This is a genomic window from Pseudoruegeria sp. SHC-113 (genome assembly GCF_025376885.1).
In the GTDB taxonomy this organism is placed as follows: Bacteria; Pseudomonadota; Alphaproteobacteria; order Rhodobacterales; family Rhodobacteraceae; genus Pseudoruegeria.
Genome location: NZ_JAHUBR010000001.1, coordinates 61338 through 74511 on the forward strand (window position 1 = coordinate 61338; position 13174 = coordinate 74511).

General features: G+C 63.7%; 10 protein-coding genes. 5 read left to right on the forward strand and 5 right to left on the reverse strand.

From position 1 onward, the window contains the following. Positions 1–57 precede the first annotated feature (57 nt). On the reverse strand, positions 58–855 hold the full coding sequence (gene cysQ, locus KVX96_RS00335) for a 3'(2'),5'-bisphosphate nucleotidase CysQ (RefSeq protein WP_261195343.1): 798 nt from the start codon (positions 853–855) through the stop codon (positions 58–60). Positions 856–997: 142 nt separating this feature from the next. Here cysQ and KVX96_RS00340 point away from each other — a divergent pair, with 142 nt between their 5' ends. Continuing rightward, the gene (locus KVX96_RS00340; RefSeq protein ID WP_261191936.1) at positions 998–1819 is read left to right on the forward strand and encodes an ABC transporter permease; all 822 of its coding nucleotides are present in this window, start codon (positions 998–1000) and stop codon (positions 1817–1819) included. Here the strand turns inward: KVX96_RS00340 and KVX96_RS00345 are convergent, their stop codons facing one another. Beyond that, positions 1820–2431 (reverse strand): alpha-ketoglutarate-dependent dioxygenase AlkB family protein, encoded by a 612-nt coding sequence (locus KVX96_RS00345; RefSeq protein WP_261191937.1) that lies wholly within the window; start codon positions 2429–2431, stop codon positions 1820–1822. Positions 2432–2651: 220 nt separating this feature from the next. On the opposite strand from KVX96_RS00345, the gene dnaK reads away from it, so the two are divergent. The 3 genes from dnaK to radC all read left to right on the forward strand — a co-directional run bounded on the left by dnaK (position 2652) and on the right by radC (position 6673). Next, positions 2652–4571: a molecular chaperone DnaK gene (gene dnaK / locus KVX96_RS00350; protein ID WP_261191938.1), complete on the forward strand. Its 1920-nt coding sequence runs from the start codon at positions 2652–2654 to the stop codon at positions 4569–4571. 84 nt (positions 4572–4655) lie between these two features. Continuing rightward, complete coding sequence (gene dnaJ, locus KVX96_RS00355; RefSeq protein WP_261191939.1) at positions 4656–5801, forward strand: molecular chaperone DnaJ; 1146 nt, start codon at positions 4656–4658, stop codon at positions 5799–5801. Positions 5802–5911: 110 nt separating this feature from the next. Continuing rightward, positions 5912–6673: a RadC family protein gene (radC, locus tag KVX96_RS00360; RefSeq protein WP_261191940.1), complete on the forward strand. Its 762-nt coding sequence runs from the start codon at positions 5912–5914 to the stop codon at positions 6671–6673. On the opposite strand, the gene KVX96_RS00365 is transcribed toward radC, so the two are convergent. The 3 genes from KVX96_RS00365 to secA all read right to left on the reverse strand — a co-directional run bounded on the left by KVX96_RS00365 (position 6674) and on the right by secA (position 12129). Beyond that, positions 6674–8236: a phosphate ABC transporter substrate-binding/OmpA family protein gene (locus KVX96_RS00365; RefSeq protein ID WP_261191941.1), complete on the reverse strand. Its 1563-nt coding sequence runs from the start codon at positions 8234–8236 to the stop codon at positions 6674–6676. 21 nt (positions 8237–8257) lie between these two features. After that, the gene (locus tag KVX96_RS00370) at positions 8258–9250 is read right to left on the reverse strand and encodes a hypothetical protein (RefSeq protein WP_261191942.1); all 993 of its coding nucleotides are present in this window, start codon (positions 9248–9250) and stop codon (positions 8258–8260) included. 125 nt (positions 9251–9375) lie between these two features. After that, a complete protein-coding gene (gene secA / locus KVX96_RS00375) occupies positions 9376–12129 on the reverse strand; it encodes a preprotein translocase subunit SecA (RefSeq protein WP_261191943.1) in 2754 nt (917 codons plus the stop codon). A 188-nt stretch (positions 12130–12317) separates the two neighbouring features. Between secA and KVX96_RS00380 the strand changes: the two genes are divergently transcribed. Then, positions 12318–13163 (forward strand): peptidylprolyl isomerase, encoded by an 846-nt coding sequence (locus KVX96_RS00380; protein WP_261191944.1) that lies wholly within the window; start codon positions 12318–12320, stop codon positions 13161–13163. Positions 13164–13174: the final 11 nt, after the last annotated feature.

The window sequence follows — 13174 nt, forward strand, 5'->3', positions numbered from 1 at the left end:
AACGCAAAAAGCCCCCGCGAGGCAGGGGCTTTTCTTTCACCGCGCCGGTTGAGCGGCTCAGGCTGGTTGCAGCTCCACACCCGGTGCATAGGCGATGAAGAAGGAATTCGCGTAGCCGTCCTTGCCGTAGACAAGCTGGGTGTGATCGTCGAAGGCCACAACATTGCCGCCCGCGCCCAGCAGAACGGCGTGGCCGGCGGCCGTATCCCACTCCATGGTACGTCCGAGGCGCGGATAGAGATCGGCCTCTCCGGTGGCGACAAGGCAGAACTTCAGCGAGGAGCCCGCGCTCTTCATGTCCTTCACGGAATACTTGCCGATGTAATCATCCGTCGCCTGATCGCGGTGGGATTTCGAGGCCACCACCATCAGCGCGCCCATGTCCGGTGTGGACACTTTGATCGGCGTCGTTGCCCCGGCAGCATCCTTGGCGAAGGGGCCGGTTTCCTCAACGGAGGTGCCATCGGCCTGCGTGTAGAACAGCCGCTCCTTGGCCGGGGCATAGACGACACCCCGCACCGGGACACCTTTTTCCACATAGGCGATGTTCACGGTGAAATCGCCGCGGCGCTTGATGAATTCCTTGGTGCCGTCAAGCGGGTCGACGATCAGGAAGGTCTCGGCTTTCTCGGCGTGGCTCGCGGCCTGCTCTTCCGTCACGAGCAGCACATCCGGAAAAGCGGCGCGCAGGCCCGCGCTGATCAGCGCGTCGGCGGCTTCGTCGGCTTCGGTCACCGGGCTTTCGTCGGATTTCACTTTCACGTCGAAATCGTCGGCGTTGTAGATCTCCATGATCTTGTCGCCGGCTTCCAGAGCCAGCTTGCGGCTCACCTCGGTGAGTTTCTCAAAATCCACGCGTTTCACTCCTTTTTGCCCCGCAGGGCCCTTTGTATTGAAAAAAATTTGCTGCGTTTTTATCGTGCACCCGTAAGGGAACAACAAGAAATCCCTCAGATAAATGCGGCAGAATGGCCCCATGTGGCAGGAAAACACGTGAATGTTTACGCATAGAGCGAAAAAGAGCGGCCTTGAGGCGACGTTTTCGACGCTGGCGCTGATCTATCATTCCACCGTCCGCAAGGTGCGGGACAAACACCGCAACGCCTTCGTGTCGATCGGGATCACCATCCTGCAGGCCTTCACCATGCTGGCCGTCTTCATGATCATGTTCATCGTGCTGGGCCTGCGCGGCACCACGATCCGGGGGGATTTCTTCCTCTATATCCTGTCGGGGATCTTCCTGTATCTCACCCACATCCGGGTGGTGAACACGATCGCCAATTCCGAAGGCCCCACCTCGCCGATGATGAAACACGCGCCGATGAACACGGGCATCTCCGTGGCCTCAACGGCGCTGGCTTCGCTCTATGTCTCGGTGCTCAGCATTCTGCTGATGCTCTATTTCTACAACGTGCTCTTCGCGCGGATCTACATCTACGATCCGGTGGGCGTCTTCGCGATGTTCCTTCTGTCGTGGTTCTTCGGCGTGGCGGTGGGGATGGTCTTTCTCGCGCTCAAACCCTGGGCACCGACGCTGGTGAAAACGCTCACCACCGTCTACATCCGCGCCAATATGATCACCTCGGGCAAGATGTTCGTCGCCAATACCCTGCCGGGCTGGATGCTCGCCATCTTTGATTGGAACCCCCTGTTTCACACCATAGATCAGGCGCGCGGCTTCATGTTCATCAACTATTTCCCGCACAACTCGTCGTGGAAATACGCGCTGATTGTTTCCATCGTGCTGCTCGGCATCGGCATGTTGCTGGAGTTCTACACCCGCAAGAAAGCCTCGCTCAGCTGGAGCGCGACGCAGTAGTCAATCCACCACCCGCAGCGTGAGGTTCAACCGACCGGGCTTGTTCAAAAGCGTGGAAGTGCCGGGGCGGATCTTGTCCACGCCATGATAGGTCAACCGCGCCTCGCCGCCCATCAGCACCACGTCGCCGGACCGCAACCAGAGCGACTCTGTTTTGCCGCCGCGTGTGGCATTGCCGATGCGAAAGAGCCCCTCGTCCCCCAGCGAGATCGAAAGCACGGGCCAAGAGAAATCCGCCTCGTCCTTGTCCTGATGCATTCCCATGCGCGCGCCCTCGCCGTAGAAGTTCAGCAGGCAGCAATCCGGCGCGCGCTCCCGGCTCACAAGCGCCTCCCAGACTGCCAGTACCGAGGGCGGGATCGGCGGCCAGGGCTGGCCGTCGGGGTGGCTCTGCACATAGCGATAGCCGCGCCGGTCGGAAAACCAGCCGTATTTCCCGGCCGAAGTCATCCGCACCGACATCGGCTTGCCATAGGGCGTCATCGGGGAAAACAGCGGCGCGTCGGCCTGAACGGCGCGCAGATCCGCAAGCATCGCCTCCTGCGCAGACGCGTCCAGATAGCCGCTGTAAATCTCGAATCCCCGCAGCCGCAGGGCTGGCTCCGCTCCCATTCTGCGCCCCTTCCCCCCGGCCCCGTGCCGGAGTCGTGTTTTTTGGCAAAAATGCCGCCTGACGGGACGTTTCCACCGCTTGCAGCGCCCCTGCCCCCTCCTTATATACGCCGGGAAGCCTGATCGGGTAGCTTACCCGGTCGTTAACTGGGATCGGAACCGAGATGCCTCAGCAAGGGGGTCCGGCTCCTACACATCGCCAAAGAAAAGGGTAAACATCATGGCTAAAGTCATTGGTATCGACCTCGGCACCACCAACTCCTGTGTTGCCATCATGGACGGCGCTCAGCCTCGCGTTATCGAAAACGCCGAAGGCGCCCGTACCACTCCTTCCATCGTTGCATTCACCGACGATGAACGCCTCGTAGGCCAGCCGGCCAAACGCCAGGCCGTCACAAACCCCTCCAACACCGTGTTCGGCGTGAAGCGCCTCATCGGCCGCCGGTTCGACGACGCCGATCTCGCGAAGGACAAGAAGAACCTGCCCTTCAACGTGATCGACGGCGGCAACGGCGACGCATGGGTTGAAGCTGGCGGCGAAGAATACTCCCCGAGCCAGATCTCGGCCTTCATCCTGCAGAAGATGAAGGAAACCGCCGAAAGCTACCTCGGCGAAGACGTGACGCAGGCCGTCATCACCGTGCCCGCCTACTTCAACGACGCCCAGCGTCAGGCCACGAAAGACGCCGGCAAGATCGCTGGCCTCGAAGTGCTACGCATCATCAACGAGCCGACCGCAGCCGCGCTGGCCTATGGCCTCGACAAGAAAGAATCCAAGACGATCGCCGTCTATGACCTCGGCGGCGGCACCTTCGACGTGACCATCCTCGAAATCGACGACGGCCTCTTCGAAGTGAAATCCACCAACGGGGACACCTTCCTCGGCGGTGAAGATTTCGACATGCGCATCGTCAACTACCTCGCTGGCGAGTTCAAAAAAGAGAACGGCGTGGATCTGACGGCCGACAAGATGGCGCTGCAGCGCCTGAAGGAAGCTGCCGAGAAGGCCAAGATCGAGCTCTCCTCCAGCCAGCAGACCGAGATCAACCAGCCGTTCATCTCGATGGACCCGAAAGGCGGCCAGCCGCTGCACCTCGTGCTGAAGCTGACCCGCGCCAAGCTGGAAAGCCTCGTCGGCGATCTGATCAAATCCTCGCTGAAGCCCTGCCAGGCCGCGCTGAAGGATGCCGGCCTCTCCACCTCCGACATCGACGAAGTCGTGCTCGTGGGTGGTATGACCCGTATGCCGAAAGTCCTCGAAGAAGTGACGAAATTCTTCGGCAAGGAGCCGCACAAGGGTGTGAACCCGGATGAAGTGGTCGCCATGGGCGCCGCCATTCAGGCCGGTGTGCTGCAGGGTGACGTGAAAGACGTCGTGCTGCTGGACGTGACCCCGCTCTCGCTCGGCATCGAAACGCTGGGTGGCGTGTTCACCCGCCTGATCGACCGCAACACCACGATCCCGACGAAGAAGGCGCAGGTCTTCTCCACCGCCGAGGACAACCAGAACGCCGTGACGATCCGCGTGTTCCAGGGTGAGCGCGAGATGGCAGCCGACAACAAGATGCTCGGCCAGTTCAACCTCGAGAACATCCCGCCCGCCCCGCGCGGCATGCCGCAGATCGAAGTCGCCTTCGACATCGACGCCAACGGCATCGTCTCCGTGTCCGCCAAGGACAAGGGCACCGGCAAAGAGCAGAAGATCACCATCCAGGCCTCCGGTGGCCTTTCGGATGACGAGATCGACCAGATGGTGAAGGACGCCGAGGCCAACGCCGAGGCCGACAAGGAACGCAAGGAACTTGTCGAAGCCAAGAACCAGGCCGAGAGCCTCATCCACTCGACCGAGAAGGCGATGGAAGAGCACTCCGACAAGGTCGATCCGACGACGATCGAAGCCATCGAGCTGGCCATCGCCGCGCTCAAGGACGAGCTGGAGAACGACAACGCCAGCAAGATCAAATCGGGCATCCAGAACGTGACGGAAGCCGCCATGAAGCTGGGCGAGGCCATCTACAAGGCCGAGCAGGACAAGGCTGACGGCGGTGCGCCTTCGGAAGAGGATTTCGAAGCCGACGCCAAATCGGACGACGACATCGTCGACGCCGATTTCGAGGATCTGGGCGACGAAAAGCGCTAAATGGGGGCCTGATACAGGACCTCAGAAGGCCGGTCTGGTGCAACCGGACCGGCCTTTTTCATGGTCCCAAGGGGGACATCACACATGTCTAAACAAGATTACTACGAGCTGCTGGGGATCGCCAAAGGCGCTTCCGCCGAGGAGATCAAGAAGGCCTATCGCAAGAAGGCCAAGGAGCTCCACCCGGATCGCAACGCCGACAATCCGAATGCGGAAGCGCAGTTCAAGGAAGTCAACGAGGCCTACGACGTCCTGAAGGATGCCGACAAGAAGGCCGCCTATGATCGTTACGGCCATGCGGCCTTTGAAGGGGGTATGGGCGGGCGGCCCGGTGGCGGCGGCTACGGCGGGCAGGGCGATTTCGCTTCGGCCTTCTCCGACGTCTTCGACGATCTCTTCGGCGATATGATGGGCGGGCGCGCGGGCTCCGGCCGGCAGCGTGCCACGCGCGGCTCCGACCTGCGCTACAACCTGCGCATCGACCTGGAAGAAGCCTACGCCGGCGTTCAGAAAACGATCAACGTGCCCACCTCGGTGGCCTGCGGCGAGTGCAACGGCACCGGCGCTGAAGGCGGGGCTGAGCCCACGACCTGCCCCACCTGTTCGGGCATGGGCAAGGTGCGCGCGCAGCAGGGTTTCTTCACTGTCGAACGCACCTGCCCCACCTGCGGTGGCATGGGTCAGATGATCAAGAACCCCTGCAAGGGCTGCGGTGGCGCAGGCCGCGTGGAGAAGGATCGTGCGCTTTCCGTCAACATCCCGGCGGGCGTTGAAACTGGCACAAGGATCCGGCTGGCCGGCGAAGGCGAAGCCGGTCTGCGTGGCGGGCCGACGGGCGATCTCTACATCTTCATCGAGGTGCGCGAGCACAAAATCTTCGAGCGCGACGGCACAGCCCTGTTCTGCCGCGTTCCGGTAAGCATGGCCACGGCCGCGCTCGGCGGGGAGATCGAAGTGCCTACCATCGACGGGGGCCGGTCGCGCGTGAAGATCCCGGCGGGCAGCCAGTCCGGCAAGCAGATGCGCCTGCGCAGCAAGGGCATGCCAGCCCTGCGCGGCGCGAACCAGGGCGATATGTTCATCGAACTGGCCGTTGAGACGCCGGTGAACCTCACGAGCCGCCAGAAGGAGCTTCTGCGCGAGTTCGACGAGATCGCCGCGGACAACAACCCCAACAGCTCCAGCTTCTTCGCCTCGGTGAAGAATTTCTGGGACAGCATGAAGGGCTGATCAGCCTTTTAGTCCAAGTGTAAACGGCGTTGCCCACCACGGGCAGCGCCGTTTCTCTTTGCAGCAGAGTGGTTAACTCCGTCTAAACGGAATCGGCGCAAGCTGGCCACATGAGCCAGAAAAGCAGCTTCGCCGAAACCCAGATGGATTTCCTTGCCGAGGATGAGGCACCGGTCGCGCCGCTGCCCTCGGGCAAGCTGCCGTCCTACATCGCCGAACACCGCCGCCGTTTGCGCGAGCGGTTCATGATCGGCGGGGCCGATGCGCTGCCCGATTATGAGCTGCTGGAACTGCTGCTGTTCCGCGCCCTGCCCCGCAAGGATGTGAAGCCCGTCGCCCGCATGCTGCTTGATACCTTCGGCAGCTTCGCCGCCGTTGTCTCCGCGCCGCCGGAGGTGCTGCGCAAGGTGAAGGGCATCGGCGATGAGACGATCACCGATCTGAAAATCGTGGAGGCCGTGGCGCACCGGCTGGCGCGCTCCCGCGCCATGCATCGCTCGGTGATTTCCAGCTGGGATGCGCTGCTGGATTACTGCCACACGGCCATGGCGCATCGGCAGACGGAGCAATTTCGCGTGCTGTTTCTGGATCGCAAGAACGTGCTGATCGCCGATGAGGAACAGGGGCGCGGCACGGTGGATCATGTGCCCGTCTACCCGCGCGAGGTGGTCAAACGCGCGCTGGAGCTAAACGCTTCGGCGCTGATCCTTGTGCACAACCACCCCTCCGGCGATCCCACACCATCCGAGGCCGACATCCAGATGACGCAGCAGGTGCAGGCCGCCGGGGAGGTGCTGGGGATCACGCTGCACGATCACCTGATCGTCGGGCAGGAGCGGGAGGTGAGCTTTCGCGCCGAAGGCTATCTCTGATCAAGGCGTGGCCGGTGCCGCCCAGACTTCCACGCGCCGGTTGATCTGGCGGCCCAGGGCGCTGTCATCACAGGCCATCGGCAGCGCTTCGCCGAAAGCTTCGGTGGCCATCAGGACACTGCCCTCGGGCAAAGCCGGTGCGGCGCGGCGCACGGCGTCCATCACCCGCCGCGCCCGGTTCTGGGAGATCTGGCGATTGGAGGCGGCGGCCCCATCACCATCGGAGAAGCCGACGAACATCAGGCGCTGCCCGTCGTAAGCCCCGGCCTCCAGCGCCTCGGCCAGCAGCAGCACATTGGTGCGCGATTGGGCATCGAGCACGGAGGAGCCCGTCTCGAAGCGGAAGGTCGTCGTGAGGCGCTCATAGCCTGCCAGCCGCGCGACCATGCGCTGAAGCTCCGACAGCGGCACCTCGCTGCCCGCGTTCAGGATCGCGCCCGCCAGCCGCTCGCCCTGGATCGCCAGCGGTTCGCGCTCTGCCGCAAGATCCACAAAGCCATTGGCCCGAACCAGCGCTTGCGCTGGGGCGGTGCCGAGGTAGCGTAGGAAGCCGCGGGCGAACTTCGGCAGGCGGCGCGGCGGGGTGTAGAGCAGGAGCGGCAGCGTCAGCGGATAATCTTCGGCCTTGAGCCCGTGGGCCGAGGCCGCGAAGCCGCGCCCGCAGGCCCCCAGCAGGCCCAGCGTGCGCGCATTGCCCTGCTCGGTGAGCGTACCAAAGCCGAGCGCCAGCGGATCGCGGGCCACCGCATCGGCGAGGCTCGCAAGCGAGCGGTGCCGGGTGACCGCGACAGGGCCGAGCGGCGCGATCTTCTCCGCGATCGCCTCCTCAACGCCCGAGTCTGCCGTGAGCGCGTGCAGCACGACAGGCGCATCGATCCCCCCGAGATCCGCCCAGTTGGTGATCTCGCCTCCGCGCAGGGCCACGAGCTGCTCGAGCGAAAGCGCGGCCACCGGGTTTTCGGCGGCCACCAGCGGCACCAGCCCGTCCAGCGCCACGACGCGCCCGCGCGCGGCGGATTTCAGGGCCGGAAGGCCAGCCTCGCGGGCGGCAACAAGCTCATCGGGCGTGATCTCCCGCGCGGCCATGACGATGTCGGCCTGATCGGTGAAGAGATCGCCAAAACCCTGCGCCGTGGTGCCAAGATGGAAGGCGATCTCGGCGACTGGCGTGCCGGAATCCTCCTGCCAGAGCACGTAGTGGAAATTGCGGTCATCACTGACGATGCGGCGGATGCTCAGCCCGGCGGACCCGGCATAGGATTCAAGCAGCAGCGGCATCAGCTCCGCGCCCAGCATTGCATCCCCGGCCACGGTGATCCGCGCGACGAAATTTTCCAGATCGGGGCAGCCGGGCCCGGCGCAGTCCACGCCGGAACCATCCAGCGTTAGCGGGCCGAACTCCGTCTGCACGCGGTAGAACTCGCCATCGAACGACAGCAGCGTCCCGCTTACCGAAAGCCCACCCCCGCGCGCCGAGAGCGTGACATCCTGCGCCACGGCAGGGGCCAAGAGGCCGGTGAATAGAAAAAGTGCGGCGCTTACCGCCGCACGACGCATCCTCATGACGCTGCCTGTTGCTGCCCTCTAGTTGCGGGCGATCTTCAGGTCTCGCAGCAGGTTTTTCAACACCAGATAATCGCCCACCGCCGAACAATCCGGCATGGCGAGCTCGATCTGCACCGTCGGCTCGGCCGTGCCTCCGCGCAGCTGGGTGCTGCGGGCGGCAAGCGCCGTGCCGCAGTTGGCCTGCGTCACCTCGGCTTCCACGCTCAGGCGCACAAGGCCGGAACGCCCCATCAGCCCGCTGGGGAAGCTGTAGATCTCGGCGCGCTGGGTGTGGTTCAGATCGCGCGCGCCCACTTCGGTGATGAAGCCCCCAAGGGCGCGGGCGGCAAAGCTGGGATCGCGCGGCGTGGCGGAAGAGACATGCCCTTTCTCCCCGTATTGCGCGCCAAACTCCAGCGCGTGGATCGCAAGGCCAGCCTCGCCGTCCCACTGCAGGATCACCCGGTCATAGAGCGCGGCCTCCTCCACCCGTACTTCGGTGGCAAGGCGGCTGCCGTCCTCGAAGCGGATTTCCAGCGCGGCGAGCGGCGAAAGCGCGGGGATCGTGGCGGTGTAGCCACCGGTCACGCTCGTCATGTCGGAATAAGCCAGATCGCCCTGCGTGACGGTGAGAAAACGCTCGGGCTGGCACGGGGCCGTCACCTCAAGCGCGATCATCCCGCCCGGTGCGGGGCTGGCCGTGAGGCTTGGCGTGCAGGGCAGGCCAAAGGCGCTGAGCACGGGCTGGGTGGTGGTCTGCGCAGCGGGCAGGCTGTCAGACTGCGTGATCGCGGGGGCTTTCAGCGGCGCAGAACCCAGCGCCAGCGTGGCCTCGGGATCGCGCGGCACGCCGGGCAGTGCGCCGGGCGTGGCTTCTGTGGCGGGGGCGCTGGCCTGCTGTACCGGCGCAGGGGCTTCTGGCGCGGCCACAAATCGCGCGGCGATGGCGCCGGAGTTCATCACCCCCATGGCCACAAGTGCGCTGAGCACGGCGACGGATGCGATCAGGGTGTATCTGCGTTTGCCAGCCATCTTGGCCTCCTCGAAACCACGGGGTTTGCGAGGGATATGGCAGCGAAATCGGGTGGAATTATGACCGGGACGGGATCAATGCCTGATCCCGCCCCGGATTTTATGCCTTTTGGGCAACAATCACTTTAGGCAAGGCGCCCGTGGCAGTGTTTGAACTTCTTGCCCGAGCCACAGGGGCAGGGCTCGTTGCGCGAGGGGTTGCCCCATGTCGTCGGGTCGTTTTCATCAAACCCTTCCACCAGCGGCACCGGCGCAGCTTCAGCGGCGGCTTCGCCCGCACCCACCGTTTCGGGCTGCGGAGCCGGAGCGGCGGCCGGAGCAGCAGCCGGAGCGGCCACGCCCTGAGCGCGCTGCTGCTGGGCAATCAGCTGCTGGATCATCTGCTGCTGCTCTTCCTCGGTGAGCGGACGCACACGGGAGAGCTGCTGCGTCACGTCGCTGCGCAGGGCATCGAGCATGGTTTCGAACAGCTGGAAGCTTTCGTTCTTGTACTCGTTCAGCGGATCGCGCTGCGCGTAGCCGCGGAAACCCACCACGGAGCGCAGGTGCTCCAGCGTGAGGATATGTTCGCGCCACTTGCGGTCGATCGTCTGCAGCAGGATCTGCTTTTCGATCGTCTTGAGGGACTCTTCGCCAAAGGCCTCGCGCTTCTCCGCCATCAGGGCATCGGAGGACTCGTAAAGACGCTCGCGGATGTCGCCATCGTCCACGCCTTCTTCCTCGGCCCAGCGGATCACCGGCACATCCAGCCCGGCTTTTTCCAGCAGGGCGGCATAGAGGCCTTCGGTGTTCCACTGATCGGCGTAGGTGTTGGCGGGCATGTATTCGTCCACCAGATCGTCCACCACCTGGTGGCGCATGTCCTGCACGATCTCGCTCAGATCTTCCGCTTCCATGATCTCCATGCGCTGCTTGAAGATCACCTTCCGCTGGTCGTTCATCACGTCGTCGAACTTCAGAAGCTGTTTGCGGATGTCGAAGTTGCGGCCCTCGACCTTCGCCTGCGCCCGTTCGAGCGATTTGTTCACCCAGGGGTGCACGATGGCCTCGCCCTCTTCCATCCCGAGGGTGGAGAGCACTTTCTCAAGCCGGTCGGAGCCGAAGATGCGCATCAGGTCGTCTTCCAGCGAGAGGAAGAAGCTGGAGCGGCCCGGATCGCCCTGACGCCCCGAACGGCCGCGCAGCTGGTTGTCGATCCGGCGGCTTTCGTGGCGCTCGGTGGCCAGAACGTAAAGCCCGCCTGCGTCCTTCACCGCCTGCTCGTCACCCTCGTGGGCCGCTTCGATCTGGGCGCGGATGGCCTCGTGATCGCCCTCGGGGTTGGCCGCGATGGCTTCCATGATCTTGAACTCGACGTTGCCGCCCAGTTTGATGTCGGTGCCGCGGCCGGCCATGTTGGTGGCGATGGTCACCTTGCCGAGCTTGCCGGCATCGGCCACGATCTCGGCCTCGCGCTCGTGCTGGCGGGCGTTGAGCACGTTGTGCTCGATCCCCGCAGCGGTGAGCATCTGCGAGAGCATCTCGGATTTCTCGATCGATGTGGTGCCAACAAGCACGGGCTGGCCCTTCTCGTGGCTCTCCTTGATCGATTTGATGATGGCCTCGTATTTCTCCCGCGCGGTGCGGTAGACGGCGTCGTTCTCGTCGATCCGGGCGATCGGGCGGTTGGTGGGCACTTCCACCACGCCAAGGCCGTAGATCTCCATGAATTCCTCGGCCTCGGTGGCCGCGGTGCCCGTCATGCCGCCGAGCTTGTCGTAGAGGCGGAAGTAGTTTTGGAAGGTGACAGAGGCGAGCGTCACGTTCTCGGGGCGGATATCGCAGCCTTCCTTGGCCTCGATGGCCTGATGCAGACCGTCCGACAGGCGGCGGCCAGCCATCATGCGGCCGGTGAATTCGTCGATCAGCACAACTTCGCCGTCTCGGACGATGTAATCCTTGTCCTTGGTGAACAGGATATGGGCGCGCAGGCCTTGGTTCACGTGGTGGACGATGGTGGTGGATTCCGGATCATAAAGCGATTGCTCGGCCGGAAGGATCCCGGCGGCGTGCAGGCGCTCCTCAAGAAACTCGTTGCCCTCATCGGTGAAAGAGACGCTCTTGGCCTTCTCATCCAGCGTGTAATGCTCGGTGGTGAGCTCCGGGATGATCTTGTCGATGGTGATGTAGAGCTCGCTGCGATCCTGCGCCGGGCCGGAGATGATCAGCGGCGTCCGGGCCTCGTCGATCAGGATGGAGTCCACCTCGTCGACGATGGCGAAGTAATGGCTGCGCTGCGCCATTTCCTTCAGGTCGGACTTCATGTTGTCGCGCAGGTAATCGAAGCCCAACTCGTTGTTGGTGGCGTAGGTCACGTCACAGGCGTAGGCCTCGCGCTTTTCGGGCTCGGGCTGCTGCGGGTAGATCACCCCCGTCGTCATGCCCAGAGCACCATAGACCTTGCTCATCCACTCGGCGTCACGCTTGGCGAGGTAATCGTTCACCGTAACGATATGCACGCCCTTGCCGGTGAGCGCGTTTAGGTAGGCCGGGAAGGTGGCCACGAGGGTCTTGCCCTCACCGGTTTTCATCTCGGCGATATTGCCCTGATGCAGGAAGATCCCACCCATGAGCTGCGTATCGAAGGCGCGCAGGCCAAGCGCACGGCGCGCGGCTTCCCGGCAGTTGGCGAAAGCTTCGGGCAGCAGCTTGTCGAGCGGCTCGCCCCCGGCAACGCGCTCCTTGAACTCGGCCGTCTTGGCGATGATGCCCTCATCAGAGAGCGCCTCGAACTCAGGTTCCAGCTCGTTGATTTTTGCGACCAAAGGACGGGTTGCCTTGATCTTGCGATCATTCGGCGTGCCGAAGACCTTCTTCGCGATTGTTCCGAAACCCAGCATGTTCTCTCTGCTTGCGGCGAATATCCATGTGTGGTCCTTTTGCGCTGAACCGCTTGTCCGGCTGCTGCTTCGCCCCTAGAACGGCGAAAAAGCGCGGACCGGCCATCGCAGACCTTTAGGCGATGTAAGGGGCTGCATAGATAGTGTCAACGTCACGCACCCCCGCGTGCCGCTCAGAGGAAATATAGATGTCCAAACGCCATACGCTGATGATCGGTGCCCTGTGCGCCGCCGCCCTGTCTGCCCCTGCTTTCGCCGAGGAAGTCACTGCCGAAACCGTGCTGGCCACGGTGAACGGGCAAGAGATCACGATGGGTCACATCATCGCGGCCCGCGCCACGCTGCCCGACCAGTTCCAGTCCGCCCCCGATGAGGCGCTGTTTGAAGGGCTGCTTGAGAACCTGATCCAGCAGGCCGTTCTGGCCAGCGCGCTGGAAGAAGTGCCGACCGCGATCAAGCTGGCCGGTGAGAACGCCGTGCGCAGCCTTGAAGCCGGTGCCGCGATCGACGCCGCCATCGAAGCCGGCATCACCGAAGAGATGGTGCAGGAGGCCTACGAGGCCCGCATCGCCGGGTTCGAGCCGCAACGCGAATTCAACGCGTCCCACATCCTGCTGGAAACCGAGGAAGAAGCCGCCGCCGTCAAGGAACTGCTGGAAGGCGGCGCCGATTTCGCCGAGACCGCGAAAGAGAAATCCACGGGCCCCTCCGGCCCCAATGGCGGCCAGCTGGGCTGGTTCGGCCTTGGCATGATGGTCGCCCCCTTCGAGGAGGCCGTCGTGGCGCTTGAGCCCGGCCAGATCTCCGCGCCGGTGCAGACGCAATTCGGCTGGCACGTGATCCTGCTGAACGAAGCCCGCGACAGCCAGCCCCCCGCGCTGGACGAACTGCGCGAGGAACTCACCGCCGAGATGGAGCAGGCCGTGGCCGAGGAATACATCGCCTCGCTCGATGGCAGCGCCACGATCGAGCGCGCGGATGTCTCCGCCATCGATCCGGCCACCATCCGCAACATCGACCTGATCAACAACTGATCCACCGGAGC